We start from the raw sequence: 26,155 nt of genomic DNA on the forward strand, positions 1-26,155 counted from the left end.
CTCCTTAACCGACTTTGATGTCGTTGATTTTAAGAGTTGTGTAATGAGTACGGTGACCAATGCGTTTTTTGTAGTCTTTTCTGCGTTTACGTTTGAAAACGAGAATTTTGTCGCCTTTCTCATGTCTAACTACTGTAGCCTGAACTTTTGCGCCGTCCACAACGGGTGCGCCTACAAGGAGCTTATCGCCGGATACTACGAGAACATCCGTAAGCTCTACTGCGCTGTCAACATCGGCTTCAAGCCTGTCAACCTTAATAACGTCACCGGGCTTAACAGTGTACTGTCTCCCGCCCTGCTTGATTACCGCGAACATATCTATACCTCACGAAAACATAATTACAAATTGATCCAAAAGGAACGAAATCATATACGCAATATAAAGAGCAGTCAACAGAAAAGATCAAAAAATATTACGCAGCGGAAAAAGAGGAGAGCCGCCGTCTTCATGATGAAATGTTAATAATATATATAAGGACGGTTTTGTCTTGACTAAATAATGATAATAAAATACCTCTTAACCTTCAAGGTGAACTTTTGATCATCCGCACAGATCATTTAAAGGTGCGGACAGTGAAAAAACGCCCGCAGAATAGTAGTTGACAAAGGGCATATGCCCCACTATAATTTCGGGCTCTACCGATATAAGCAATTGGAGGACAACCATGGCACAGATGCTGACAATGAAAAAGCCCAGCAATCTGAAAAGAAAGCGCAAGCACGGCTTCAGGGCTCGTATGAAAACAAAGGGCGGACGTCTCGTTATCAACAGAAGACGCGCTAAAGGACGTAAACGTCTGGCAGTTTAATCTTCGGCCCCCAGGTTTATGAACCAACGGCTGAAAACTTCCGAACGGCTCAAGAAAAAGTCTGACTACTTGAAAGTTCTTAGAGGGAAAAGATGTGCCGGAAGACTCATAACAGTCTACTGGCGCATATGTGATTGTGAAGAAAGCAGATTCGGCTTTATTACGGGAAAAAAGGTCAGCAAAAGAGCTGTTGACCGAAACAGGCTGAGGCGGTACTTCAAAGAGTTCTGCCGGAGAAACAAAGCCCTTTTTCCCGCAGGAACAGATTTCGTTTTCAGAGCTATGCCCGGAGCGGGCAAAGCCTCATATGATGAGATATATAATGAAGCACACAGGCTTATGGAAAAAATTGCATCCGAAATACCTGCTGATAGGACCGATTAGGTTTTATCAGCTGTTTATTTCCCCCATGCTGGGACCCAGATGCAGGTTTTACCCCACCTGCTCCGAATATGCAATTGAAGCAATACAAAAGAAAGGTATTTTCAAAGGCTTTTTTCTTGCCGTCTGGAGAATTCTAAGATGCAACCCCCTATCAGCCGGAGGTTATGATCCTGTAAAATAGGACACACTCGGAGGACATTCTCACAATGGACAAGAAAACCCTGCTTGCAGTCGCGCTCAGCGCGCTTGTACTCATAGGCTTTCAGGCATTTTTTGCACCGAAGGCTCCCGTGGCGGACAATGCCACAACAGCAACAGAAACAGCGGCAGCAACTCCGTCCGCAGACGAGACGGCTGACACACAGACATCCGCCCCTCTTGTTCTCGGTGAAACGGCTCCCGTTTCAGCAGACAAGCTTAAAACCATCTCCACAGCGGATCTCACGCTTACTTTCAATGAAATCAGCGGCAATATCCTGAAAGCAGAAATCCAGCAGTACAACGAAAAACCGATTCACATCGGCTTCGGTGACGGCAAACAGGACTATATGACAGCCGGAACAGGCACTTCCGCAGCTTTTTCATCCAAGGAAATCAAAAAAGGCGATACGACATCCCTCGTATTCACCTCAACGCAGAATGACCTTGTAATAACAAAAAAGTATGAAATCAAAGAAGGCTCATACCTTATCGACGCTTCTGTAGAAGTGGCAAACACCGGCAACAGGTCGGTTGAACTGCCTATTTCAGTTCAGATAGGACCCGGTCTCGGTGACGGCGTTGCCGACAGCAGACTCGTTTTTCAGGGTCCCATTATGTACGACGGCAAAAAGGTAAGAAGAGAAAAAGAAGACAAGATCAAAGCACCTGAGGTTTACTCAACACCTGAATGGATAGGCTATACCTCTACCTATTTTCTCTTTGCCGCAGCCGGCGGCGGATTTACCGAAGGAATCATCCAGAAATCAGGTGATTCCGCAGTTATTAAGGGAACAGACAAAGCGGTTGTAAACCCCGCGTCAAAATACACCAAGGAATTTAAACTCTATATCGGACCCAAGAAGTACACTCTCCTTAAAGAAACCGGATTCGGGCTCACCAAAAGTATAGACTTCGGCTATTTTTCGTTCCTCGCTATCCCTCTTCTCAACCTTATGAACTTCTTTTACGGATATGTTCATAACTACGGTGCGGCAATCATTCTTCTCACTGTGGTAGTGAAGCTTGTTACCTTCCCTCTCACGCAGAAAAGCATGGTTTCCATGAAGAGAATGCAGCTTCTCCAGCCAAAAATGACTGAGCTGAGAGAAAAATACGCTAAAGATAAGCAGAAACTTAATCAGGCTGTTATGGAGCTTTATAAGAAAGAGGGCGTCAACCCGTTCGGCGGCTGTCTTCCCATCGTTATACAGATTCCGGTATTTTTCGCACTTTACAAGGCACTGCTTGTTTCCATAGAGCTTAAAGGTTCACCCTTTATACTGCACATTGCGGATCTTTCACTCAAAGATCCCTACTACATCACCCCTGTGCTTATGGGCATTACTATGTTCATACAGCAGAGGCTCAGCCCCCAGTCGGGCGACCCTATGCAGCAGAAAGTTTTTATGTTCATGCCTATTATTTTCACATTCCTGTTCCTTCAGTTTCAGTCGGGACTGGTTCTGTACTGGCTTACAAACAACATACTTTCTATTGCCCAGCAGTATTTCATCAACAAAAAAACAGCAGCTTGAGGTAATTAATGAGATATTTTGAAATAGAAGGGAGAACTGCGGACGAGGCTCTGGAAAAATTCCTTGCCGAAAAGGGAATCTCCAAAGACTTCGTGGAACACGAAGTTATAGAGCAGGGCTCCAAAGGCTTCCTCGGAATAGGCAGCAAACCTGCCCTCATAAAAGTCAAATTTGATGACGGCGAGTTCCTGAAAAGAAAGGCAAAGCTTATTCTTTCCGAACTCCTTGAAAAAGCAGGTTTCAGCGACTTCAGCATTGAAGTAAAAGAACAGGGCGGAGATATAATTCTCAACGTTAAGTCAGAGGACTCCAGCCTTCTCATAGGGAAAACAGCGCAGACACTTGACTCTTTCCAGTATATACTGGATAAAATGCTTAAATCTGATGACAGAAGCGACACCAGCGTTGTCATCGATGTGGAAGATTACCGCCTCAGAACCGTTAAGCAGTTCAAGGAAAAAGCGGTAAGGCTCGCCAAAAATGCTGTGAAGACTGGTAAAACCGTTAAACTTCCTCCTATGGTGACCATGATAAGAAAAGAAATTCATCTGAGCCTGAAAGAAGTTGCGGGCATTACCACAAAAAGCAAAGGCGAAGGAAACGTAAAAGAAATTCTCATAATACCTGAGAACAGGGTACGCAGGAGACCCCCAAGGCAGAATGATAATTAAATACTTAGTGCTTGCACTCATTTTATTCGCAACTTACAAGCTCTTCACAGGAAGGGCTAAAAAAGAGGTTAAAGGCAAGACCGAAGAACAGGCAGTGGAACTTGTGCAGGATCCGGTGAGCGGACTCTACATAGATAAGGACACTCAGTTCAAGGTGAAATACTACGATAAGATGTACTACTTCGCCACTAAGACGAATATGGACAAATTTATCGCTGACAAGAAGGGTGAAGAATGAAAATTTTCCTTGATACGGCAAATATAAAAGAGATTAAAGACGCAGTTGACATCGGCATAATTGACGGTGTTACCACAAACCCCTCGCTCATTGCAAAGGAGCAGGGCTGCGATTTTAAAGAAGTTATAAAAGAAATATGCGGAATCGTTAACGGTCCCGTAAGTGCGGAAGTTATCGCTCTTGACTGGGAAAACATGGTTAAGGAAGGCAGGGAACTTGCCAAGCTCAATAATCATGTTGTGGTTAAAATCCCCTTCACCAGAGACGGTGTAAAGGCTACAAGCATACTCGCAGCAGACGGTATAAACGTAAACGTCACGCTGGTTTTCTCCCCCAATCAGGCTCTCCTTGCCGCAAAAGCAGGCGCAGCCTACATAAGCCCCTTCGCCGGCAGGCTTGACGATATAGGGCATGACGGGCTTGAAGTTGTTCAGCAGTGTCAGGATATTGTTTCCGCATATGATTATGACACGGAAATAATCGCAGCAAGCATAAGAACAACTACTCACGTTCTTGACTGCGCCCTCATGGGAATCGACATAGCCACAATTCCCTACGGCGTGCTTATGCAGATGTTTAAACATCCGCTGACTGACATCGGCATCGAAAAGTTCCTTTCCGACTGGAAAAAAACACAGCAGTAGCAATCAACCCAAGCCGCCTTTCAAGGGCGGCTTTTTTTATCGCAGTTTTCAGTAATATCTAAAGTTTCCCGTAACCTGACGATTAGTAGGGCACAAGGATGTGCATTATGAAAGTTACAGGTACGGGCTTTGAGTTTTATCTCACCGAAGCCCTCAAAATGACTGCCAAAACGGATTTTGGCTCATTTGGCGAGTACATAGCGGAACGTAACAGAATGTCCGATGAGCTCGCCGAGGAGATCGATCAGGAAACACAGGTGCAGACAGCAACTAATGAGATGTTTCTCTCTGCCGGTGATTTTCTGGAAATGTCAGTGAGCATGAAGAAAAACTGACAGACGACTAATGAGCCCTGAAGATGCTTCCGGCTGCCTTGAGAATATTAGGCAGCCTTGCCTCTTCAATAATGAAAGAAGTGATTAACCGGACCATGCCCGCCGCCGATCTGCATAGAGTCGGCATGGAGTATGGCTTCGGTGATGTATCGTTTCGCCTCGAAGGATGCCTCGGTTATCTCATAGCCTTTGGCGAGCCACGCTGCTACCGCTGAGGCGAATGTGCAGCCTGTGCCGTGGGTATTCCGAGTGATTACTCTCGGTGCGTCCAGATAAATAAACTCCTTTCCGTCGTACAGGAGATCTCTGCTTTGTTCACCTGTTCCGTGCCCGCCTTTCAGTATAACATTCGAGCTGCCCAGAGCAAAAAGCTCCTTAGCCGCCTCTTCAAAGCAGTCTATCTTATGCCCCAGAAGCACTTCAGCCTCCGGGATGTTGGGAGTAATAACAAAGGCAAGCGGAATCAGGTGTTTTTTAACAGTCTGAACAGCCTCTTCCCTTAACAGCGGGCTTCCGCCCTTTGCCACCATAACGGGATCGACCACAAGCTTTTTCACACGGTATTTCTTCATGGCATCAGCAACGGTCATAACTATTTCAGGAGATGAAAGCATCCCTGTTTTAACCGCATCCGCTCCCATATCGGCAAAAATCGCATCTATCTGGGCATTTATTATGCTTATGGGCAGGTCAAAAACATCCGTAACACCGAAGGTATTCTGCGCCGTAATGGCGGTGATTGCGCTCATGCCGAAAACACCGTTGGCACTGAAGGATTTAATATCCGCCTGAATTCCTGCTCCGCCGCCTGAATCGCTTCCTGCTATGGTGAGCGCTTTTTTCATGCCGCTCCTCCAGCGTACTGTTTTTTGCGCCAGTTATTACGCCCGTTTCCGTTGTCCTGAAGCTCCTCGGTTTTAACTTTTACATCGAAGCGTTTTTCCCCGAAGATGTCCTCAATCTCCTTAAACAGAGTGAAGCTGGGTTTCACCTTATAATCAGCTCCCACTGTCATTTTTACTTTGAATCTGGACGGCATCTCCACTTCAAACATAACAGCGGCCTCACCCTGATGAGCGGCAAGAAGCTGACGGAGTTTCTGCATCCTCTCCTCAGAGAAGGCAACGGCGTTCAGCTTTATCACAACTGTTTCGGTGAGCTTTTCCACTGTCTCATCAGCATCGAATATCTCCTCCGCTTTGAAACTAACACGGTCGTCCTTGCGGCTGACCCTGCCTTTTATTACAATGATTCTATCCTCTTCCAGATAGCGGATATTCTCCTGATACATCTTTGGGAATACCAGAACATCCACTTCGCCTTGCATATCCTCAAGAGTAATAAACGCCATTTTTTCCTGTTTGGCTTTGGTAATATGGTGCTTAACGGTTTTAACCATACCGCCGGCTATTGCAAAGGTGTCATCATCTTTTTCCGCCAGCTCTTTTGATGAAACAGTGAAAGTGTCAAGCACGGAGCTGTAACGTGCAAGGGGATGGTTGGTAACATAGAAGCCCAGAACCTCTTTCTCAAAAACAAGAAGTTCGTTTTCCGGTATCTCTTCAACATCCGGATAATATTCGTCGTTTCCGCCGTCTTCATCATCGTCACCGTTAAGGAAGTCTTCTATGGACATTATGCCCTGTTCCTTCATTTTCTGTTTTCGCTGCCCCTGTTCTAGAGCCTGTTCCAGAACCTGAAGGTGCTGTCTGCGGTTTTTGCCGAAGCAGTCCATAGCACCTGCTTTTATGAGGGATTCCAGAACTTTTTTATTGGCAAGGCGGAGATCAATGCGCTCGCAGAGGTCGTAAATTGATGTATAAGGGCTCTCCAGCCTGTGCTGAACTATAGAATCTATAGCACCGAACCCCACGTTTTTTATGGCGCCCATTCCGAAACGGATGTTGCCGTTTTTTATGCTGAAGTCTTTCTCACTTTCGTTTATATCAGGCGGGAGAACAAGGATTCCCATCTTCTCCGTCTCTTCCTTGAAAGTTACTACCTTTTCACCCTTGTCAAGCTCGCAGGAGAGCAGAGCAGCCATATACTCCACAGGGTAATTTGCCTTGAGCCACGCAGTCTGGTAAGCGACAATTGCATAAGCTGCGGAGTGGCTCTTGTTAAATCCGTAATCGGCAAACTTTTCCATAAGGTTGAAAAGCTCTTCTGCCTTTTCTTTGCTGAAACCCTTATGTATAGCACCTTCAACGCCCATTTTCTCATCGCCGTTGATGAAGATGTTTTTATGTTCCTCCATCAGAGAGGCTTTCTTCTTACCCATTGCACGGCGGAGAATATCCGCATTACCAAGGGAGTAGCCGCCAACTATCTGAGCGATCTGCATTACCTGTTCCTGATAAACGATAATGCCGTATGTCTCACTCAATATGGGCACAAGTTCCTGAAGGGGATAGTCTATAACCTCCTCGCCGTGCTTCCTCTTAACAAACGAGTCAAGCATCCCGCTGCCTATGGGACCCGGACGGTAAAGAGCCACAAGGGCTATAACATCCTCAATACATTCAGGGCGGAGTTTTTTAAGAAGGTTCTTCATGCCCTCACTTTCAAGCTGGAAAACACCTGTGGTATCCCCTGCGGAGAGCATGTCATAGGTTTTCTGATCTTCCAGATCAAGCTTCTGCATATCAAGCTCAAAACCATGAACAGCCTTGATATTTTTCACCGCAGTGTCAATGATCGTAAGGTTTTTCAGCCCGAGGAAGTCGAACTTGACAAGCCCTACCTGCTCCAGCGTATCTTTCTCAAACTGGGTGACAACCTCATCGTTCTGCCCTTTGCAGAGGGGAACATATACATCAAGAGGTTTATCGCCTATAACAATTCCGGCGGCGTGCATGCCTGAGTTCCTTAAAAGTCCCTCAAGCTTCCGGGCGTGGCGTAGGATCTCCGTGCCTTTTTCCACTTCGGCGAATGCAGCTTCAAGGTCACTGTCTGTCTTAAGTGCCTTGTTTATAGTCATCCCCGGTGATTCCGGTATGGTCTTGGCAAGTTTATCAACATCTTTAAGGGGTACTTCAAGCACCCTACCCACATCACGCACTGAACCTCTGCCCAGAAGCTGACCGAAGGTTACAATCTGCGCAACTCTGTCGTCACCGTATCTGCGGCGGACGTACTTTATGACCTCTTCCCTTCCGTTTACGCAGAAGTCTATATCAAAGTCAGGCATGGACTCCCTTTCCGGGTTAAGGAAACGCTCAAAGAGCAGATTAAAGCGGATGGGGTCGATATCTGTAATACCGAGGCAGTAAGCCACAAGTGAACCCGCACCGGATCCCCTTCCAGGTCCCACGGGAATTTTCTGTGTATGAGCGTAGTTGATGAAGTCCCAGACTATGAGAAAGTAGCCGGCAAAGCCCTTCATAACGATAATTTTAAGCTCCATCAGAAGCCTGTCGTAATATTCCTTGTGCATATCCTCCGGAATATGGGCAAGTTTTCTTTTCAGCCCCTCACGGGAAAGATGTTCAAGGTATGAATCGATTGTGAAACCTTCCGGTACATCATACTCCGGCAGGTGAAGATTTCCGAACTCTATGGAGGTGTTGCATCTCTCTGCTATCTCAAGGGTATTGGTAAGAGCCTCCGGCACATCCCTGAATGAAGCCCACATTTCCTCCGGCGACTTGACCCAGAGCTGATCCGTGTGAATTTCCATCCTGTTCGGTGAGCTTAGTACGGACTGGGTCTGGATGCACATAAGCACCTCGTGGGAGAGGTGATCGCCTTTTTCAAGGTAATGGCAGTCATTCGTAGCAACAAGGGGAATGCCCATATCCTTGGACATCTTCATAAGCTGCCTGTTTACCTGCACCTGTTCCGCAAGTCCGTTATCCTGTATCTCAAGGAAAAAGTTTTCTTTTCCGAGAATCTCCCTGTAAAGATCAGCCGTGCGGACCGCATGGGGCAGATCGTTGCGCATTATTGCTCTGGGGATCTCGCCGGCGAGGCAGGCAGAAAGACCGATAAGCCCTTCGGAATACTGTGCCAGCAGTTCCTTATCTATCCTTGGTTTGTAGTGAAAGCCCTCAAGCTGTGCCTTAGAGGCGAGAATACGCAGGTTGGCAAGTCCTTTATCGTCCTTTGCCAGCAGGATAAAGTGGTGGTTTTTGTCCTCGCCTTTTTCATAGTTTTTGTTAAACCTGTCATCCGGGGCGACATAAACCTCGCACCCCAGAATCGGTTTGAGATCCGCAGCTTTAGCTTTCTTGTAGAAATCCACAATGCCGTACATTGTTCCGTGGTCGGTTATGGCGGCGGACTTACTGCCATGATCCTTGAGCTTATCCATAAGATCGGCGATTTTTATCGCTCCGTCCAGAAGTGAATACTGTGTATGTAAATGAAGGTGAACAAATTCGTTTGCCATTTTGATGATACCGTCCTGATGGTTTGAAAACTTTCTTGCTTTGCTTGCAATAATTCAGTGATAATCACCTATGCTACTACATATAGTCCGCAGGCACAAGATTGAAGCCTTCTTTTTTATGTCAGTTATTTCCGCTGTTCTGACAGCAGGTTATATTTACGCCCAAATTGCCGCCGCATTAGCGGTTTTAGCATTTTTTCTTTCACGGCGTATGCTTGCCGTTATGAGTCTGCTTATCATTTCCCTTACACTGTTCATTCATTTCACTGCCCTTGTAACAGCAGAGAAAAACCCCGGCAGCGAACGAACCACATATGAAACAACCAGAGGGACAGTTCTTGCCGATAACACATACGCCTTCAAAGCAGGAGAGGCTGTAATAGGCAGTTACACCAAAGTCCCCTACAGAGGGCGCACAGGCAGGCTTGCACCGGGCTATCTGGTTCTGGATAAAGTATATTTCCGCACAGAAATTCCTTTTGTTTCGTGGATTCTGGAAAAAAGACAAAACCTCTCCGACAGAATGTACCAGCACTCAGCAGGCAGGCTCAGAATAGTTCAGGCACTCCTCCTTGGCGATAAATCCTACCTTGACGGAAGAGTGCAGGATGTATATCTGCTGACAGGCTTAAGCCATCTTCTTGCGGTGTCGGGAACCCATGTGGGCGTTATCACACTTATATGCTTCAGTCTGCTGTTTTTTCTGCCGTGGAAAGTGCGTATGCTTGCAGCCTGCTTTGCTCTGGCTGCGTTTGTTCCTCTGGCGGGATTCAAAGTCACGGTGATGAGGGCTGCAGTCACAGCAATAACCGCTATGACAGCATGGATGCTGGACTGCCGGACGGATCTGCGCAAGCTTGTACTTTTTCTCTGGGGATTTTTCATTCTTATTGCTCCTTCACTTCTGGGCAACATATCATTTCTTCTCTCATTCACTGCGGTTTACGGCATAACATCATTGCAGTTCAGGGGTATAGGCTGGCTGGAGGGAACAATCAAAGTCGGCATAGTAGCAACGGCTTTCACCATGCCTCTTTCCATGTACATTTTCGGTACATTCAACCCTGCAAGCATTTTCAGCACAATAGTCATGGTACCGGTGGTGTATCTTCAGCTTATTGCAGGTTTTATGTATATTCTTTTCCCTTCGGTAAGCCTTGAACCGCTCGTGATGCTGGAAAAACTGAATATATACACATCAGACCTCATGGCATCGGCTACTGGCGTCTTTTTTGTTCTGAAGCATATAGGTCTGCACCTGTTTATTTTTCTCACACTGTTTCTGGCAGTTGTGTCCCGCACTAAACATGTTCTTCTCTCTGCGGCGGTATTTCTCGCTGTATTTATCCCTGTTAAAATGGAAGACGGTCTATATTTCCCTGAACTGGGAAGATACAGAGCCTTCATCTACAAAGAAGGGGACAGAATCGAAGCATTTTATTCCGGAATGAGATCAAACTACCTGTACTCATTCATCCCCTTCGCCGCCCGTTTCGGGGTAACTGATTTCGATTACGCTGAGATTGAGGTCTACGGCAATGAAAACATTATTTTCAGAAACTTAGAGCCGTCTGGCAGTTTCTCCCGCATATGTGTGAATAATCCGGAATGTTTAAAACCCTTGATTTATATGACAAGATCGAACACCATAACAAAATCAAACATCAACACAGATAAATTCTATTTTGTATATAAAAACAAATTCGAGGCGGAAAATATTACGGAGCTTTATGACTCTGCACCGCTGTACTATAAACCGGAGTGGATAAGGGAAAAATGAATATATTTGTCAATGAAAAGGAAAGAACAGTGGAAAAAGGCGCAACAGCCTTTGAAGTGAGGAGCTTTTTCAAGGCGGATGCAGATGTTGTTATCCTGAACGGGCATCTCATCGGAACTGACATACACCTTAAAAACGGTGACAAAATATCCCTCATCAAAAAAGGTGAAATCCCCCCCGCTGACGAACTGGAAAGCCTTCTTGTGTCACGCCACACCCCCGGTGTTCATGACAAAATGAAAAAAGCGAGAATCGCCGTGGCAGGTCTGGGCGGTCTCGGGTCAAACATTGCTGTGAGCCTCGCCAGAATGGGTGCGGGAGATATGCTCCTTGTGGACTACGATGTTGTGGAGCCTTCAAACATCAATCGTCAGCAGTATTTTGTGGACCAGATAGGCATGAAGAAAACAGACGCCCTAAGAGTAAGCCTTGAGCGCATCAATCCATATGCTTCATACACCTATAAAGACATTTTTCTTACAGAAGAAAACACCGCAGATATTTTTAAAGATTACGATGTGATAATAGAAGCAATAGACAAAGCCGAAACAAAAGCTATGATAATACGCGAATGTGCAGCAAAGTGCAGGGAAAGCTTCATAATAGGCGCAAGCGGACTCGCCGGATATGCTGACACATCAGTTATAAGTGTCCGCTTTGCAGGCAGAATGGCCATAGTAGGTGATTTTGTCAATGAAGCAAAACCGGGTCAAGGGCTTATGGCTCCCCGTGTTGCTGTGGCTGCAAATATGCAGGCGAATCTCGCTGTCAGATATATTCTGGGGGATTTGCAGGAGGTAAAGAAATGATAAAAGCTGTGATAAACGGAAAAGAGGCGGAAGTAAAAAAAGACTCAACCCTTGCGGAGATTATCTCCCTTTACAAGCTTAATCCGGAAAGAGTGGTTGCTGAAGTAAACGGAAATGTTCTCACAAGGGATAAATACGCTGATACGCTGGTAAACAACGGAGACAAGGTTGAACTGATAAACTTTGTAGGCGGCGGTTAGGAAAAAATAGTCTTTATTGCACTCATCAGAGCTTCTTTCATCACAGGCTTGCTTATGTAGGCTTTCACACCGAGGCACTCCGCTTTTGAGATCAGCTCACGGTCATTGAAGGCAGTGGTTACAATGACCTTGGCATCCGGTTTTTCCTTCATTATGCACTCGCACATTTCGAGCCCGTCCATGACGGGCATCTGTATGTCAGTAATGACAAAATCCGGATTGTGCAGTCTGTGCATCTCAAGACCTTCCCTACCGTCGCACGCTTCAATCACCTTTGAAAAACGCCTGCGGAGAAGACGCAGAAGAGATTCCCGTACATAAAAATCATCTTCTACATAAAGCACTGTCAGAGAGTCAGCTTCCAATTTCACTCACCTTAAGGTAACCGCCACCGCAAAATTAGCAGGCTGCTAACTTTTTTATAAAAGATTTAAGTAACTTACGCTGTTCAAGTAATATTAAATGCTGTTTTATATAAAAAATGTCAAGTTTTTTTCAAAGATACACTAATTATTTATATGTATATTACTGCCTAGGTTAATTGTAACATATAATTTTACAGGAATTACAAGACGCATTTTTTTAATCAGTCCAAAAAGCCCGCCCAAAGAGGCAAAACGCATAGTTTTGCACAAATGCTCACACAAATCAAGCTCATAGAGCGTCTGCGGTTAAAATTTGTTCTGGCATTATAAATCTTTTCTCTATATATTCGCAGTCATATTCAACATTGCGGAGGTATATAAGATGGGCGGTTGCTCACAGGACGATTCGAGCTGCAGCAGCTGCAGTTCCGCCGGCGCATGCAGTACCGACGAAAAGCAGAAGCACACGGACGAGTTAATTCAGAAGAGACTCTCAGGCATCAAATACAAAATCATGGTCATGAGCGGCAAAGGCGGAGTGGGTAAATCCACCGTCAGCGTCAGCCTTGCATCCATGCTGAACGCCATGGGCTACACCGTAGGCATACTTGATGCGGACATACACGGACCCAACATCCCCAAGATGCTGGGTATCACAAAAAAAGGCGCCATGAGCAGTGAAGACGGCATAGTTCCCTTTGAACCCATTGACGGGCTTAAGGTTATGTCTGTGGGATTTCTCATTGAAAATGACGACGATGCAATAATCTGGCGTGCTGCCATAAAACACAGCATGATACAGCAGTTCATCAGCGATGTTTCATGGGGCGAGATCGATTTCCTCATAATTGACCTTCCCCCCGGAACAGGTGATGAGCCTCTTTCAGTGGCGCATGTAATCGGTAATGTTGACGGCAGCGTGATTGTTACCACTCCTCAGGATGTGGCACTTCTTGACTCACGTAAATCCGTAACATTCAGCAGAAAGCTTAATGTGCCGATTTTTGGTATAATTGAAAATATGAGCGGCTTGTGCTGTCCCCACTGCGGAGAGACAATTGATCTCTTCAAAACAGGCGGCGGCGAAAAAGCAGCAGAGGAGCTTGGCGTAACTTTCCTCGGGAAAATACCCCTTGAGCCTCAGGTTGTTCAGGACGGAGACTCCGGCACGCCTCATGTTATAGGACATCCCGGCTCTGCCGTGGCAAAAGCCATGAAAGAAGCTACAATAAAGATTCTTGAGCAGACCATAAAAAAAGAGGGGTAATCCCATGAATATGCCGAAGGTGCTTTTTGTATCGAGCGAAATTGCTCCCTACGCAAAAACAGGCGGACTGGCGGATGTCGGCTCCTCCCTTCCCAAGGCATTAAAATCCGCAGGGGCGGACGTGATAAGCGTCATGCCCCTGTACTCCTCTGTAAACCGTGAAAAATTCAACCTCACGCAGGTATTTCAGTCCGCCTGCGTGCATATGGGCAACTGCGAGGAATGGTACAGCGTTTATAAGGCCTCCCTCAGCGGTGTTGACACCTATTTCATAGAATTCTCAAAATACTTTGACCGTTCCGGAATATATCACACCAAGGCAGGAGAATACGCAGACAACGCATACCGCTTCGCCTTTTTCTGCCGTGCAGCCATGCAGACAGCCAAGGATCTTAAGTTCAAGCCGGATATCATCCACTGCAACGACTGGCAGACAGGGCTGATCCCTTACTACATACGCAAAGAGGAAGATTTTTTCTTCAACGGAAGCAAAACTGTAATCACAATACACAACATAGGATATCAGGGAATATTCGGAGCTGATGTACTGGAATACGCCAGAATTGACATTGCTGATTTTCATGCGGAAAGTTTTGAATCATTCGGCGGAGTCAATTTCCTCAAAGGCGGAATAGCCTATGCAGACAAAATAACCACTGTCAGCCCGTCTTATGCGCAGGAGATTCAGGGGGAAACAGGCGGCGGAGGACTGCATAAGCTTCTCTCATACCGAAAGTACGATCTTGAAGGCATCCTCAACGGCATAGATACAGAAGAATGGAACCCTGCTGTTGACAGATACATTCCCCGGAACTTCACCGCAGAGACAATTCACCTGAAGAAAGACAATAAACTTGCCCTTCAGAAACGTTTCATGCTCACACCCGATGAAAATGTCGCTCTTTTTGGTTTTGTGGGCAGGTTTGCGGAGCAAAAAGGGCTGAATCTCATGCGTTATGCAGTCGAGAAAGCTCTGGATACTATGGTTTGCCAATTTATAATAATAGGCAGCGGGGAAACAGAATACGAGCGATATTTCGGGGAACTTCCGGCTAAATACCCTTCAAGAGCGGGTTCATATATAGGCTACAGCGAAGAAGCGGCTCATCTTCTTGAAGCAGGCGCTGATTTTTTCGTTATGCCTTCGCTTTATGAGCCCTGCGGACTGAACCAGATGTACAGCCTCGCTTACGGTACCCTTCCTGTTGTACGTGCCACAGGCGGACTTGACGACACTGTTAAGAACTACAACGAACAAACAGGCGGCGGAACAGGCTTCAAGTTTAATTTAATTGACGGAGAAGCCCTTTACAATACTATCGGCTGGGCTGTCAGCACTTATTATGACAGACCCGCACATATTAAACAAATGCGCCTTTCAGCCATGAAGGAAAACTTCGGCTGGGAAAAATCAGCAGCAAGATACATTGAGCTTTACAAAAGTATCACAGCTGTATAATATCAGCTAGCTTACAACTATCTTTGCGGAAGATAGTTTATTATTTTTTTATCTGTATTTTGAATAGTTAATTTTGTTAATAGTTTCCGAAAATTGTTGACTTTTCATGCGGCAGGAATGATTATTACCGTTAACAATATTCTATTATTCATATACACAGCTTTTATATTCTGCGGAGGCTTATCGTGAGAAACGAGATTGAGGTCTTCAAAGCACTCGGAGACGAAAACAGAGTGCGTATTGCAATGATGCTCAGAGAAAGGCCTATGTGTGTGTGCGAAATTGATTCGGTTCTGGACATCGCTCTCTCAACTGTGTCGTCGCATCTGAAAATCCTTAAAACGTCCGGAATCATAAAGGACAAAAAGGATGGACGCTGGGTCATTTACAGTATCAATGAAGACAATGAATTTGTAACGGAAGTAATGGACATTTTTGAAAGGAAACTGGCTGACGACGTTATTCTGAGCGGAGACAGAATCAAGCTTTCCACCCTTCCCGAATCTGTCTGCACCAAGTACCAGAGTGTTTAGCGGGCTTTAAAAAACCTTTCGGGGTTTATGCTGCGGAGGGTATCTGCCGCTTTTTCAGGTTCGATGCCCTTATACTCTAAAACAACTGTCAGTGGCGATCCGCCCGCAGTCAGGGTTATATAACCTTTATTATAACCGCTGCCTGTAAACATGGCGGTATAGTTATCATATTTTTCTGTTCTGGTAACATTTCCTGCTTTAATCCCATGTTCTTCAAGCACATGCACGTCTGCACCGGAATAGATTGAAAGCCTGAGAGAAGCATGCTCCGAAGAGTATTCTCTTGATGCAGTATCAACATCACCCCGTGGAAGAGGCAGAGAACTGCCCTCAGCAGGAGAAGAAGAGTAGCCGCTTATTTCCGGCAGCAAATCCATAAGAACCCTGAAATCCGCCGAAACGGATAATGAACAAAGAAAAACAAGCAGGAAAAACGCCGGCTTTTTCATTCTCAATCGTGACGGGGATTAGAACTTACAAGTTTAGCCGCATTTGTCATCTGGCGGTAGATTTCCTCTTCACTCACTTTTTCACGGGCTCTGTCCACTCCATCTTCATAAACCTGATAGCATGGCTGAATATTATTCAGTGTAACAGCCACTATGTCCAGCGCACAGCTTCCGCAGGCACAGATACCGGGATTTCTTTCAAGGAAAAAAGGGAGCATGTCCCATACACGTTTTTCATTCACGTTGCGCAGGGCGTCAACGTCATAATAGTTGATTTTAGCCATAAATCGCCTTACTATTCCCTACCCCGTTTCAGGGCGGATTTTATACGTTGTATAATTCTGCACTGATACTGTTAAAAGATAACATCCGGAGTCTGCCCATGCAAGATAAAATAGCCGTAATAGGCGCAGGAAGCTGGGGAACAGCCCTCGCAAGTCTCCTCGGTTCATCAGGTTACAAAGTAACCCTCTACGCATTCGAAGACGAAGTAATAAAAGGCGTAAATGAAAAAAACGAGAACCCGCTATTTCTCCAGGGAATCAAGCTCTCTGCAAATGTGAGCGCAAAAAGCTTCTCTGATATCAGCACAATGACAGAGAAACACATAGTCTGGGCTGTGCCTACGCAGTTTTCCAGAAGGGTTGCCGAAGCAAACAGGGAAGCACTGAAAAATAAAGATATAATAATCGCCACTAAAGGGATCGAAATAGCCACAGGCAAGCTTGTCATAGAGATGCTTTCGGAATCCGCCGAGGCGGAATATTCCATAATATCCGGTCCCTCATTCGCTAAGGAGGTCGCACTCGGCAAGCCGACAGCGGTCAGTGTTGCCTCCAAGAACCCTGAACGTGCAAAATGGTGGCAGAATGCACTTTCCGCCCCTTCCTTCCGCTGTTACTGCACGGATGATGTGGCAGGAGTAGAGATTGGCGGAGCAATCAAAAACGTAATCGCAGTCGCCGCAGGAATATCAGACGGACTTGGCTTCGGCTACAACGCCAGAGCGGGACTTATCACCAGAGGTCTGGCGGAGATAGCACGCCTCGGCGCAGCAATGGGAGCAAAACCAGAAACCTTCATGGGACTCTCCGGCATGGGAGACCTTGTTCTGACCTGTACCGGAGATTTGAGCAGAAACAGGCAGGTGGGACTTAAACTCGCCGAAGGTTTCAGCATAGAAGATATCACAGGAAAAATGAACATGGTTGCAGAAGGTGTTTATACAGCCAAAGCAGCTTACGCCTACGCCGAAAAAGCAGGCATCGAAATGCCCATAACCGAACAGGTATACAAAGTTATTTACGAAAATAAGAACCCGAAAGATTCTGTAATGGCACTCATGGAGCGTCCTTTAAGAAAAGAATAATTTTTGTTAAAGCCTGCGGTTTTCTGCCGCAGGCGCATTGTCGTGTCTTTATATCTTACTGCCATGATAGATATTAACAAAAGCTATCATATCCAATTTTTATCCATCACTCTTAATCACTCATATTGTATTCAATATCATTATCTTTTATTGGTTATTGAGATAAACAACTATTAAACTTTGTTCACTCAACATTTCTTGTACACTCATTTAAGCAGGGATAAGCTTCCTTATACGAGTGATTAATTAAATATCTGAAAAGGTGGTGCGACAATGATTCAACTTAAGATCGGAACAAAAATTCTCCTCTCTGCGCTGATTCCGTCTGTTTTTCTTTCCTTTGTTCTGACAGTAATAGCTGTCCGTAACATCAGCAGCATGGGCAGCTCTCATGTTGAAATGGTTGAGAACAACATGATGACTATGAAAAAAACCGAACTGGAAAACTACATTGACATTGCTGTAAACTCTATAAAATTCATGGTGGACAACCCTGAGTTCACTGAAGAGAATGCAAAAGAGCAAGCAAAAGAGATCCTCCTTAGGCAAACATACGGACAGGATGGATACTTCTTTGTTTATGATAAAAAAGGAACATGTATCGTTCAGCCCTCAAACAGAGATCTTGAAGGCACAAGCCAGTGGGATGTAAAAAATGCCGCCGGATTCTACGTGACAAGGGAAGTGATTAATGCCGCCGTATCAGGGGACGGTTTCATAGTTTATTCATGGTTTAAGGCATCCAAAAACGCCGAAGCCGACAAGCTCTCATACTCTGTACAAATACCGAAATGGGGATGGGTCATAGGTACAGGTTTCTACATAGATGATATAGAAGAAGAAACAGCAAGAATAGACGCAAGCATAAAACATGAAATCAACAGCATTGTAATATTCTTCATGTCACTTTCCGTTGTCTGTCTTCTTGCGGTTGCCATTGTGGCGTATTTCATATCGAAAAAAATCTCATCAAGCGTGGCTTCCGTATCTCTCTCCCTGAAAGAAATAGCGGAAGGAGAGGGAGACCTCACCGTACAGCTCCCCATAAACTCCACAGATGAAGCCGGTCAGCTTGCCGGATATTTTAATACTTTCCTCGCCAAACTCCGTGACATAATCAACATTGTCAAAATGAATGCTGATACCGTGGCATCCAGCAGCACAGAGCTTGCCGCATCGGTTGAAGAGCTTTCAACAACAATGAACGACCAGTCCTCGCAGGTTTCCGGTGTCGCCACAGCAACAGAGGAAATGAGCGTCTCCGCCGGAGAGGTAACAAACTCGGTTGGCGAAGGACGAAACAACATTGATGAAACCCACAGTCTCACAATTGAAGGAAACAATAAACTTCAGCAGGCAGTGAAAGAGATGATGCTCATCAGAGGCAATGTGGAAACCCTGGGCAAAACAGTAGAGAACCTCATGGAATCTTCATCTACCATAGGAGAAATAATAAACGTTATCACTGACATAGCGGATCAAACAAACCTGCTGGCGCTCAACGCAGCAATTGAAGCTGCAAGGGCAGGTGAACACGGACGGGGTTTTGCTGTCGTAGCTGACGAAGTGAGGAAACTCGCTGAGAGAACCCAGACATCAACCGGAGAAATCTCAAGAATCATCGGAACTCTTCAGAATGAGGCAAAAGCTGCTTCGCATGAGATGGTCAACGCCAGAGGAAGAGTGGAAAACGGTGTGCAGATAATTGATGACACCAAAAACACATTTGAGCGTATTGTCGGTTCAGTGGACACTCTAAGCACAGTAAACGGCGTTATTCAGTCCGCTGTGGAGGAGCAGTCAAAAGCAATTCTGAACATAAACGGAAACGCCCAGATGATAGCATCCGGAGTCGAACAAAGCTCCGCTGCTCTTCAGGAAGTTTCAGCAACCATATCAAACCTGCAGGTTCAGGCAGACGAGCTTAAAACTCTTGTAAATAAATTCAAAGTTTAACAATACAGCTTAAGGGGGCACCTGCCCCCTTATTCCCTTTATTCACTCTTCATCATTTTTTTCTGCTGTTTTTTCTTCTTCTGTGGAATAATCATAAAAATAATATTAAAATTAATTACTTATTATTAGGTAACACTACAGTTCATTCACAATCATTTTTTTTCAGGCGGTGTGGAAATGTTTAATTTGAAGATCGGTTCAAAGATCCTGCTTTCAGCGGTAATTCCCGTACTGATCCTATCTTTCGTGCTTGCATTTATAAGCATAAGCAACATACGGAAAATGGGGAACGAGGAAATTACTCTTGTTGAAACAACCATGATGAATCTCAAAAAAGCCGAACTGAGCAACTATATTGATTTGGCGAAAACATCCGTAAAAACCATAATGTCAGATACAACCCTCACAAAAGAGGAGGCACAGTACAAAGTTAAGGAAGCAATACGCCATCTCTTTTACGGAGCAGACGGCTACTACTTTATATACACTTATGAAGGCGTTAACGTTCTTCTGCCGCCTACTCCCCAGAGAGAAGGAACGCTTATGTGGGATGTGCAGGACAAGGAAGGGCTGTACCTCATCCGTGAACTTGTCAAAAATGCGCAGAATGGCGGCGGCTATCTTGTTTACCTGTGGGATAAGCCTTCGGAAAAAACCATTGCAAAAAAGCTTTCCTACTCTGTTCCTGTCAGTGACTGGGACTGGGTGCTTGGCACAGGCTTCTACATTGACGACATAGACAAGGAAGTCGCAAAGATCAGGGAAAGAACCGCCGGTGAAATAGGTGCGGTGGTTATTAAGTTTATTTTAATAGCGGTAATATCCATCGGACTGATTATCGCCGCAGCCATATATATTTCACGGCGCATTTCAGGCAGCATCAAAAATGTTTCATCCTCACTGAAAGAGATAGCAGAAGGGGAAGGTGACCTCACCAAGGCAATTGTTGTGGACACTAATGACGAAGTCGGTGAACTGAGCAGATATTTCAACGAATTTATCAGCAAGCTCCGTGACATAATTCAGGCAGTGATGATGAATGCCGATACAGTGGCATCCAGCAGCACACAGCTTGCCGCATCCACAGAAGAGCTTTCCACCACCATGAACAATCAGGCAGCGCAGATTTCAGGAGTGGCAAGCGCCACAGAACAGATGACGGCATCTGCTGCGGAAGTTTCAGGCTCCATTGATGAAGGAAGAAAAAATATAGACGAGACAAACGCTCTCACAATAGAAGGAAACAATAAGCTTCAGGATGCAGTCAATGAAATGACTGTGATTAAAGGAAATGTGGAAACTCTCGGCACAACAATTCAGGGACTGCTGGAATCATCCTCACGCATTGGTGACATACTTAATGTTATCACGGATATAGCAGACCAGACAAACCTGCTTGCCCTAAATGCGGCGATAGAGGCGGCAAGAGCCGGAGAACACGGACGGGGCTTTGCAGTAGTTGCTGATGAGGTACGTAAACTTGCAGAACGTACCCAGACATCCACAGGAGAAATATCCAACATAATCCAAAGCCTTCAGAAAGAGGCTAAACTCGCCTCAACAGAGATGACAAATGCCAAGACCAAGGTTGAAGGCGGAGTGGAAATAATCAACGACACTAAAGCAACCTTTGAACATATTGTTCAGGCAGTGGATACGATGAGCAGGGTAAACGGCATAATCCAGTCGGCTGTGGAGGAACAGGTGGGGGCTATTCAGAACATAAACGAAAGCACTCAGGTAATAGCTTCCGGCGTAGAGGAAAGCTCATCAGCTCTTCAGGAGGTTGCCTCCACAATATCCAGCCTGCAGATTCAGGCGGATGAACTCAAACTTCTGGTAAATAAGTTTAAAATCTAAAACAAAAGGCGGGGTTTCAAGCCCCGCCCTGTTTAATCTTTATCAGTACCTTTCAACCTTTTTCAGCCATCCTGCAGGAGCCTTCACTCTGCCGTTCTGGATGCCTGTGTAGTATTCGTAGATGGATTTGCTGACGCTGCCTATCTTACCGTCACCGACTTTAAGCTCACGTCCGTCCTCAAAAATGTAAGAACCCACGGGAGATACAACAGCAGCAGTTCCGAAACCGCCTGCCTCAACTATATCACCGTTTTCTATTCCTTTGATAAAGTCATCTATGCGTATTTTCTCCTGAATAACCTTGCGTCCAAGTTCCTTCTGAAGCTCAATAACAGATTCGGAAGTGATGGCACGGAGTACAGATTCAACAAATTCAGGAATAACCACAGTGCCGTCCTTCATAACGTGATAGTGGTTCATGGCGCCGCATTCTTCAATGTATGTGTTGGTACAGTCCAGATACAGAACCTGACTTGCGCCCTTGGAGTATGCGTATTCGCCGGCACGGAGTGAGGAAGCGTAGTTCCCGCCGGTTTTGGATGAGCCTGTTCCGCCGGGGGCTGCCCTGTGGAAACGGTCAGTTATGAGCAGTTTCACAGGTTCGCTTATCCCTTTGGGGTAGTATGGACCGCTGGGTGAAAGAATAACTGCATAAGTATATGTTTTGCTGGGTTTAACGCCGAGCATGTCTTCCGTTCCGAACATAAACGGACGTATGTAAAGCGATGCTCCTTCCTGAATGGGAAACCATTTTCTGTCAACATCGATCAGCCTCTGGATTCCTTCTATCTGAAGCTCTTCGTCTATACGGGGCATACAGACTATATCTGCTGAGATATTAATCCTTTTTGCATTTTTATCTATACGGAATGAGTAAATTTCACCGTCCGGGTGCATGAAAGCCTTTGCACCTTCAAAAATTTCCTGAGAATAATGAAGGGCTGTTGCTCCGGGGGCTATGCTGAAATTGGCGTAAGGGACAATCCTTGCGTCTTTCCAGACTCCGTCCGCATAATCCACGACAAACATGTGATCAGTGCGGAGCTGTCCGAAAGGCAGAGGATTTTCGGGCTTAAAGAGGTCCTGACGTCTTTCTGATTGGGGTTTGAGTTTTAATTCGATTTTCATCCTAACACCTTCTATAAATTGCCGTACAAAAACGGCGGGGTTGATCTGCACAGAAGTCCGCCGCAGACCGGTACAGTTTACATATAAAAAATGCGATACAGTTTAGTCAACCTAGACTTATTTAAGATTAACGGAACAAAACCGCCCTGTCAAGGGGATAAAACCATATACAAGAACCCCAATTTATCATAAAATAGATAAATGCGTATCTAAAATCGTGCCATTAATGGCATTTTTCATAAATACAGACACACATTTCGATGTGTATCTGGAATTTCGGCAGAGAGCTGATTTTCTGAATTATCAGGAAGGTAGAAGTTAATGAAATTAGTAGTCGACGGCAATTACATAGCATACAGGGCATTCTATGCCACACGCCCGCTGACCAACAGCAAAGGCTTTCCCACTGCGGTAATACACGGTTTTCTCCAGTTTATTTTATCAATGAAGGAAAAACTCAGCCCCGACGGGATATACGTTGTTTTCGATTCAAAGGAAAAAACAAAACGCCATGAAATGCACGAAGCATACAAAGCCACCCGTGAGTCGATGCCGGAGGATATGATACCCCAGCTTGAAGCATTAAAAGAGATGATTCCTCTTATGGGGATACCTGTTCTCTGTATTGACGGGTTTGAGGCTGATGACACCATAAATACCCTCGCTCTCACCCTTGAAGGCGAAGTTTACATAGCCACAAAAGATAAGGATCTCCACCAGCTTGTGAACGGCAAGGTAAAAATCCTTGATCTCTCCACAAATACACCTATGGGTTCGGCGGAAGTCACAGAGAAGTTCGGTCTTCCGCCGGAAAAGATACTGGATATGCTCGCCCTCAGTGGAGACACATCTGACAACATCCCCGGAGTTGCCGGAGTCGGTGAAAAAACGGCGCAGAAGCTTTTAAACGAATTCGGCACTTTGGAAGGAGTGTATGAAAATATAGACAAAGTCAAAGGCAAACTTAAGGAAAAGCTTGAGAATGATAAGGAAAAAGCGTTTTTCAGCCGTGAGCTTGCCACATTGCAGTTCATAGATGACCTTGATGTGGTGTGCCCTGATAAAAACGATGCGGTGCTTGAAGAAAAGCTCCGTGACCTTGAGATGAACTCAATTCTCCGCAGACTCTTCGGCGAGGGTTCTGCAAAGCCGAATGCCCCTGCGGCAGATAAACCGCCGGTAGACACTGATTTCGCAGTGATCGCAAGCATAAACGGCGAAATATGGACACAGCATAAGGATCAGGAGGCGGAAGTAAAAACGCCGGATTCCATCCCGCAGGATGCTGTACTTTATGATCTTAAGCATATCTATAAGGAAACAGGGCTTAAGCCGGAAAATCCCAGAGACATAATGCTGATAAGCTGGATGAACGAGCCTGATCAGGGCGGGCTGCGTCCCATGAAGGATGAGCAGGCGGAGGATTTTATCTCACGCATCAGACAGTCTGCGGCGGATGAAATAGATAATCTTGAAAAAAATGACCTGAAAAAGCTCTATGAAGAGATGGAGATAGAAACATCATACGTTCTGGCGGAGATGGAAAAAAAGGGTGTGAAGCTTGATCCGGAAAGAATACGGGAAGTGGCAAAAACCCTTGAAACAGAGCTTATCCAGCTTCAGAACACTCTGATAAACGCTGTGGGACATGAAATCAACCTCAATTCCCCCAAACAGCTCTCCACATTTCTTTATGACGAACTTGGCATAAAGGCTGTTAAAAAGACCAAAACCGGCTTCTCCACATCGGAAGAGGCTCTGCGTGATCTTATAGTCTACAACCCTGACCACGCAGAAGTTATATTGAATATCCTGCGCCACCGGGAATTGAGCAAACTGCTCTCAACCTACACATACACGCTGATAAACTTCATAGATTCCCGCACAAAGCGCATCCATACTGAATTCAAGCAGACGGGAACAGCAACAGGCAGGCTTTCATCCACTGCGCCGAACATGCAGAATATTCCCCAGAAGGGAGAGTTTGCAAAAGCAATCCGCTCCGCCTTTGTGCCGGAGGACGGCTATGTTTTTGTATCATTCGACTATTCGCAGATCGAGCTGCGTATCCTCGCCCACCTCACAGGGGATGCAGCTCTAGTTGACGCTTATTCAAAGGGACTGGATATTCATACGCAGACCGCCTCAAAGGTTTTCGGAGTGCCGGAAGAGGATGTTGATTCAAAAATGCGCCGCATGGCAAAAGCCGTCAACTTCGGTATAATATACGGGCTTTCCGCTTACGGGCTCTCAAGAGATACCGGAGTAAACCCCAAGGAAGCGCAGATCTTCATAGACAAATACTTCGCCACATACGGCGGAGTAAAAACATTTATAGCTGAAACTGTTGAAGAAGCGAAAAGAAACGGCTTTGCAAAAACGATTTTCGGACGAAAAAGATTTATATCTGACATAAAAAGCAGAAACAGAACGGTTGCGATGAAAGGCGAGCGTGTCGCAGTGAACACCCAGATGCAGGGTTCTGCGGCGGACATAATCAAGGTGGCAATGCTGAACTGCGATAAATATATTAAAGAAAATAAGCTGGATGCCCACCTTATTCTTCAGCTTCATGATGAACTTGTTTTCGAGGTGAGGCAAGATCTTGCGGACAGCTTCTTTCCGGCAGTGAAGGATATAATGGAAAGCGCCGCCAGTCTGCGGGTTCCGCTTTCGGTCAACGGTTCTACAGGTAAAAATCTCGGGGAGCTTAAATAACAATGGGAAGACTCGACACGGTAATCAAAGAAAACAGAGAGCTTAAGGACGAGCTTGAGAAGCTTATCACTCTCGTAAGGGAGAATGAGGCAAAGCACGGCGGTTTCAGAATAGTGGAATATGCCTTCCTCCTTTCAGGTTCTTTGGCGGAAGTAACAGAAAAACCGCTTACCTATCTTGCCGAAATCTTTGATATAGATAAGGCTGTCCTGTTCCTCAATTCAGATATTCTGGACTTTGAACGCAGAACAGACAACATGGCTGATAAAATATTCTTCCATCCTGAAAAGGTGTTTAAATACTTCTTTCTTGAAAAACGCCCCTACTCCGGCAAAGATACCATGAACATTATAAGCGAGTTCAGGGTTGAGGAGCAGATAGGTTCATATCTTATTGCGCCCATCACCGAAAATGGGAAAATAATCGCCGCCCTTGCCCTCTTCAGTAAAGATACAGAAAGATTTGAGGACTCAGGTTCAATGGATTTTGTGAAGGAGCTTTCCTTCGTGGTGATGGTTGCCCTTAAAAAACTTCATAACACAGAGATAATATACAGGCAGGCAAGAACAGACTTCCTCACGGGGGTTTATAACAAAATGGCAATGGGAGAGCTGATAAGCGCCCAGATAAGCAGGCATCAGCGTTACGGCAAAGGCTTTTACTTCATAATGGCTGACATTGACAACTTTAAGGCTATTAACGACAGAGAAGGTCATCTGGTAGGCGACAACATCCTTGTTGATATATGCAGCGGTTTCAGAAAAAACCTCAGAGCAAGCGACATACTGGGGCGTTTCGGCGGGGATGAATTTTTTATTATAATCCCTGAGAACGAAAAAGTTAATATAGCCTCCATCTGCTCCAAGCTTGGAGAAGTTGCGGGTGAGGTGTTTGAAAAAACAGGCTATAAAGGAATCGCCGGAATAAGCGGCGGAGTGGTGGCGATTCCCAAAGATCTGCCCGCCGGAACGGAAAGTGTGGAGATAGTAAAACTTGCCGACTCAAGGCTTTATGAAAGCAAGAACGACGGCAAAAACAAATTTACAGGTATTTGA

Annotated in this window: 26 protein-coding genes; 19 read left to right on the forward strand and 7 right to left on the reverse strand. The window is 45.5% G+C overall.

What is annotated here, in order from left to right:
* Positions 1-4: 4 nt before the first annotated feature.
* Positions 5-316, reverse strand: coding sequence for a 50S ribosomal protein L21 (gene rplU / locus ACYRYY_RS07410; RefSeq protein ID WP_460214972.1), 312 nt, complete (start codon positions 314-316; stop codon positions 5-7).
* A 358-nt stretch (positions 317-674) separates the two neighbouring features.
* Between rplU and rpmH the strand changes: the two genes are divergently transcribed.
* The 8 genes from rpmH (at position 675) to ACYRYY_RS07450 (ending at position 4,817) form a co-directional block, all read left to right on the forward strand.
* The gene (rpmH, locus tag ACYRYY_RS07415) at positions 675-809 is read left to right on the forward strand and encodes a 50S ribosomal protein L34 (protein WP_460216467.1); all 135 of its coding nucleotides are present in this window, start codon (positions 675-677) and stop codon (positions 807-809) included.
* Positions 810-827: 18 nt separating this feature from the next.
* Positions 828-1,193 carry a ribonuclease P protein component gene (rnpA, locus tag ACYRYY_RS07420; RefSeq protein ID WP_460214973.1) on the forward strand — a complete coding sequence of 122 codons (366 nt, stop codon included), beginning with the start codon at positions 828-830 and terminating at the stop codon, positions 1,191-1,193.
* Entirely contained in the window at positions 1,132-1,374 is a 243-nt protein-coding gene (yidD, locus tag ACYRYY_RS07425; RefSeq protein WP_460214974.1) for a membrane protein insertion efficiency factor YidD, read from the forward strand. The genes rnpA and yidD overlap by 62 nt, the downstream gene beginning before the upstream one ends.
* 25 nt (positions 1,375-1,399) lie before the next feature.
* A complete protein-coding gene (yidC, locus tag ACYRYY_RS07430) occupies positions 1,400-2,929 on the forward strand; it encodes a membrane protein insertase YidC (protein ID WP_460214975.1) in 1,530 nt (509 codons plus the stop codon).
* Between the two features lie 8 nt (positions 2,930-2,937).
* Positions 2,938-3,600 (forward strand): RNA-binding cell elongation regulator Jag/EloR, encoded by a 663-nt coding sequence (jag, locus tag ACYRYY_RS07435; protein WP_460214976.1) that lies wholly within the window; start codon positions 2,938-2,940, stop codon positions 3,598-3,600.
* On the forward strand, positions 3,590-3,838 hold the full coding sequence (locus ACYRYY_RS07440; RefSeq protein WP_460214977.1) for a YHS domain-containing protein: 249 nt from the start codon (positions 3,590-3,592) through the stop codon (positions 3,836-3,838). The genes jag and ACYRYY_RS07440 overlap by 11 nt, the downstream gene beginning before the upstream one ends.
* Entirely contained in the window at positions 3,835-4,482 is a 648-nt protein-coding gene (gene fsa, locus ACYRYY_RS07445; protein WP_460214978.1) for a fructose-6-phosphate aldolase, read from the forward strand. Before ACYRYY_RS07440 ends, fsa begins: the two co-directional genes overlap by 4 nt.
* 107 nt (positions 4,483-4,589) lie before the next feature.
* The gene (locus ACYRYY_RS07450) at positions 4,590-4,817 is read left to right on the forward strand and encodes a hypothetical protein (protein WP_460214979.1); all 228 of its coding nucleotides are present in this window, start codon (positions 4,590-4,592) and stop codon (positions 4,815-4,817) included.
* Between the two features lie 65 nt (positions 4,818-4,882).
* Here the strand turns inward: ACYRYY_RS07450 and thiD are convergent, their stop codons facing one another.
* Together thiD and ACYRYY_RS07460 are read right to left on the reverse strand one after the other, a co-directional pair.
* Positions 4,883-5,662 carry a bifunctional hydroxymethylpyrimidine kinase/phosphomethylpyrimidine kinase gene (thiD, locus tag ACYRYY_RS07455; RefSeq protein ID WP_460214980.1) on the reverse strand — a complete coding sequence of 260 codons (780 nt, stop codon included), beginning with the start codon at positions 5,660-5,662 and terminating at the stop codon, positions 4,883-4,885.
* A complete protein-coding gene (locus tag ACYRYY_RS07460; RefSeq protein WP_460214981.1) occupies positions 5,659-9,207 on the reverse strand; it encodes a DNA polymerase III subunit alpha in 3,549 nt (1,182 codons plus the stop codon). The genes thiD and ACYRYY_RS07460 overlap by 4 nt, the downstream gene beginning before the upstream one ends.
* Positions 9,208-9,277: 70 nt before the next feature.
* Between ACYRYY_RS07460 and ACYRYY_RS07465 the strand changes: the two genes are divergently transcribed.
* From ACYRYY_RS07465 to thiS, 3 genes are read left to right on the forward strand one after another with little or no spacing between them, the layout of a single operon-like run.
* Entirely contained in the window at positions 9,278-10,987 is a 1,710-nt protein-coding gene (locus ACYRYY_RS07465) for a ComEC/Rec2 family competence protein (protein WP_460214982.1), read from the forward strand.
* Entirely contained in the window at positions 10,984-11,796 is an 813-nt protein-coding gene (gene thiF, locus ACYRYY_RS07470) for a sulfur carrier protein ThiS adenylyltransferase ThiF (RefSeq protein ID WP_460214983.1), read from the forward strand. The genes ACYRYY_RS07465 and thiF overlap by 4 nt, the downstream gene beginning before the upstream one ends.
* Entirely contained in the window at positions 11,793-11,996 is a 204-nt protein-coding gene (thiS, locus tag ACYRYY_RS07475) for a sulfur carrier protein ThiS (RefSeq protein WP_460214984.1), read from the forward strand. The genes thiF and thiS overlap by 4 nt, the downstream gene beginning before the upstream one ends.
* Here thiS and ACYRYY_RS07480 read toward each other — a convergent pair.
* Positions 11,993-12,361, reverse strand: coding sequence for a response regulator transcription factor (locus tag ACYRYY_RS07480; RefSeq protein ID WP_460214985.1), 369 nt, complete (start codon positions 12,359-12,361; stop codon positions 11,993-11,995). The genes thiS and ACYRYY_RS07480 overlap by 4 nt on opposite strands.
* Before the next feature lie 382 nt (positions 12,362-12,743).
* Between ACYRYY_RS07480 and ACYRYY_RS07485 the strand changes: the two genes are divergently transcribed.
* The 3 genes from ACYRYY_RS07485 (at position 12,744) to ACYRYY_RS07495 (ending at position 15,620) form a co-directional block, all read left to right on the forward strand.
* Positions 12,744-13,628 carry a P-loop NTPase gene (locus ACYRYY_RS07485; protein WP_460214986.1) on the forward strand — a complete coding sequence of 295 codons (885 nt, stop codon included), beginning with the start codon at positions 12,744-12,746 and terminating at the stop codon, positions 13,626-13,628.
* Between the two features lie 4 nt (positions 13,629-13,632).
* Complete coding sequence (gene glgA / locus ACYRYY_RS07490; protein WP_460214987.1) at positions 13,633-15,087, forward strand: glycogen synthase GlgA; 1,455 nt, start codon at positions 13,633-13,635, stop codon at positions 15,085-15,087.
* Between the two features lie 185 nt (positions 15,088-15,272).
* On the forward strand, positions 15,273-15,620 hold the full coding sequence (locus ACYRYY_RS07495; RefSeq protein ID WP_460214988.1) for an ArsR/SmtB family transcription factor: 348 nt from the start codon (positions 15,273-15,275) through the stop codon (positions 15,618-15,620).
* On the opposite strand, the gene ACYRYY_RS07500 is transcribed toward ACYRYY_RS07495, so the two are convergent.
* Both ACYRYY_RS07500 and ACYRYY_RS07505 read right to left on the reverse strand, forming a co-directional pair.
* The gene (locus tag ACYRYY_RS07500; RefSeq protein WP_460214989.1) at positions 15,617-16,069 is read right to left on the reverse strand and encodes a hypothetical protein; all 453 of its coding nucleotides are present in this window, start codon (positions 16,067-16,069) and stop codon (positions 15,617-15,619) included. The genes ACYRYY_RS07495 and ACYRYY_RS07500 overlap by 4 nt on opposite strands.
* 2 nt (positions 16,070-16,071) lie before the next feature.
* A complete protein-coding gene (locus tag ACYRYY_RS07505; RefSeq protein ID WP_460214990.1) occupies positions 16,072-16,353 on the reverse strand; it encodes a late competence development ComFB family protein in 282 nt (93 codons plus the stop codon).
* A 98-nt stretch (positions 16,354-16,451) separates the two neighbouring features.
* On the opposite strand from ACYRYY_RS07505, the gene ACYRYY_RS07510 reads away from it, so the two are divergent.
* The 3 genes from ACYRYY_RS07510 (at position 16,452) to ACYRYY_RS07520 (ending at position 21,254) form a co-directional block, all read left to right on the forward strand.
* Entirely contained in the window at positions 16,452-17,438 is a 987-nt protein-coding gene (locus ACYRYY_RS07510) for an NAD(P)H-dependent glycerol-3-phosphate dehydrogenase (protein WP_460214991.1), read from the forward strand.
* Between the two features lie 273 nt (positions 17,439-17,711).
* Positions 17,712-19,394, forward strand: coding sequence for a methyl-accepting chemotaxis protein (locus ACYRYY_RS07515; protein ID WP_460214992.1), 1,683 nt, complete (start codon positions 17,712-17,714; stop codon positions 19,392-19,394).
* A gap of 177 nt (positions 19,395-19,571) precedes the next feature.
* A complete protein-coding gene (locus ACYRYY_RS07520) occupies positions 19,572-21,254 on the forward strand; it encodes a methyl-accepting chemotaxis protein (RefSeq protein WP_460214993.1) in 1,683 nt (560 codons plus the stop codon).
* 42 nt (positions 21,255-21,296) lie between these two features.
* On the opposite strand, the gene ACYRYY_RS07525 is transcribed toward ACYRYY_RS07520, so the two are convergent.
* Positions 21,297-22,382 carry a branched-chain amino acid aminotransferase gene (locus tag ACYRYY_RS07525; protein ID WP_460214994.1) on the reverse strand — a complete coding sequence of 362 codons (1,086 nt, stop codon included), beginning with the start codon at positions 22,380-22,382 and terminating at the stop codon, positions 21,297-21,299.
* A gap of 321 nt (positions 22,383-22,703) precedes the next feature.
* Between ACYRYY_RS07525 and ACYRYY_RS07530 the strand changes: the two genes are divergently transcribed.
* Positions 22,704-25,100 (forward strand): DNA polymerase I, encoded by a 2,397-nt coding sequence (locus tag ACYRYY_RS07530; RefSeq protein WP_460214995.1) that lies wholly within the window; start codon positions 22,704-22,706, stop codon positions 25,098-25,100.
* Positions 25,101-25,102: 2 nt separating this feature from the next.
* Positions 25,103-26,155 carry a diguanylate cyclase gene (locus tag ACYRYY_RS07535; protein WP_460214996.1) on the forward strand — a complete coding sequence of 351 codons (1,053 nt, stop codon included), beginning with the start codon at positions 25,103-25,105 and terminating at the stop codon, positions 26,153-26,155.

The organism is Geovibrio sp. ADMFC3 (assembly GCF_054687035.1).

Bases quoted from the DNA above. Each gene is read 5' to 3' on its own strand.
- rplU (WP_460214972.1), bottom strand. From the start codon at position 316: ATGTTCGCGGTAATCAAGCAGGGCGGGAGACAGTACACTGTTAAGCCC.
- rpmH (WP_460216467.1), top strand. From the start codon at position 675: ATGCTGACAATGAAAAAGCCCAGCAATCTGAAAAGAAAGCGCAAGCAC.
- rnpA (WP_460214973.1), top strand. From the start codon at position 828: ATGAACCAACGGCTGAAAACTTCCGAACGGCTCAAGAAAAAGTCTGAC.
- yidD (WP_460214974.1), top strand. From the start codon at position 1,132: ATGAAGCACACAGGCTTATGGAAAAAATTGCATCCGAAATACCTGCTG.
- yidC (WP_460214975.1), top strand. From the start codon at position 1,400: ATGGACAAGAAAACCCTGCTTGCAGTCGCGCTCAGCGCGCTTGTACTC.
- jag (WP_460214976.1), top strand. From the start codon at position 2,938: ATGAGATATTTTGAAATAGAAGGGAGAACTGCGGACGAGGCTCTGGAA.
- ACYRYY_RS07440 (WP_460214977.1), top strand. From the start codon at position 3,590: ATGATAATTAAATACTTAGTGCTTGCACTCATTTTATTCGCAACTTAC.
- fsa (WP_460214978.1), top strand. From the start codon at position 3,835: ATGAAAATTTTCCTTGATACGGCAAATATAAAAGAGATTAAAGACGCA.
- ACYRYY_RS07450 (WP_460214979.1), top strand. From the start codon at position 4,590: ATGAAAGTTACAGGTACGGGCTTTGAGTTTTATCTCACCGAAGCCCTC.
- thiD (WP_460214980.1), bottom strand. From the start codon at position 5,662: ATGAAAAAAGCGCTCACCATAGCAGGAAGCGATTCAGGCGGCGGAGCA.
- ACYRYY_RS07460 (WP_460214981.1), bottom strand. From the start codon at position 9,207: ATGGCAAACGAATTTGTTCACCTTCATTTACATACACAGTATTCACTT.
- ACYRYY_RS07465 (WP_460214982.1), top strand. From the start codon at position 9,278: ATGCTACTACATATAGTCCGCAGGCACAAGATTGAAGCCTTCTTTTTT.
- thiF (WP_460214983.1), top strand. From the start codon at position 10,984: ATGAATATATTTGTCAATGAAAAGGAAAGAACAGTGGAAAAAGGCGCA.
- thiS (WP_460214984.1), top strand. From the start codon at position 11,793: ATGATAAAAGCTGTGATAAACGGAAAAGAGGCGGAAGTAAAAAAAGAC.
- ACYRYY_RS07485 (WP_460214986.1), top strand. From the start codon at position 12,744: ATGGGCGGTTGCTCACAGGACGATTCGAGCTGCAGCAGCTGCAGTTCC.
- glgA (WP_460214987.1), top strand. From the start codon at position 13,633: ATGAATATGCCGAAGGTGCTTTTTGTATCGAGCGAAATTGCTCCCTAC.
- ACYRYY_RS07500 (WP_460214989.1), bottom strand. From the start codon at position 16,069: ATGAAAAAGCCGGCGTTTTTCCTGCTTGTTTTTCTTTGTTCATTATCC.
- ACYRYY_RS07505 (WP_460214990.1), bottom strand. From the start codon at position 16,353: ATGGCTAAAATCAACTATTATGACGTTGACGCCCTGCGCAACGTGAAT.
- ACYRYY_RS07510 (WP_460214991.1), top strand. From the start codon at position 16,452: ATGCAAGATAAAATAGCCGTAATAGGCGCAGGAAGCTGGGGAACAGCC.
- ACYRYY_RS07515 (WP_460214992.1), top strand. From the start codon at position 17,712: ATGATTCAACTTAAGATCGGAACAAAAATTCTCCTCTCTGCGCTGATT.
- ACYRYY_RS07520 (WP_460214993.1), top strand. From the start codon at position 19,572: ATGTTTAATTTGAAGATCGGTTCAAAGATCCTGCTTTCAGCGGTAATT.
- ACYRYY_RS07525 (WP_460214994.1), bottom strand. From the start codon at position 22,382: ATGAAAATCGAATTAAAACTCAAACCCCAATCAGAAAGACGTCAGGAC.
- ACYRYY_RS07530 (WP_460214995.1), top strand. From the start codon at position 22,704: ATGAAATTAGTAGTCGACGGCAATTACATAGCATACAGGGCATTCTAT.
- ACYRYY_RS07535 (WP_460214996.1), top strand. From the start codon at position 25,103: ATGGGAAGACTCGACACGGTAATCAAAGAAAACAGAGAGCTTAAGGAC.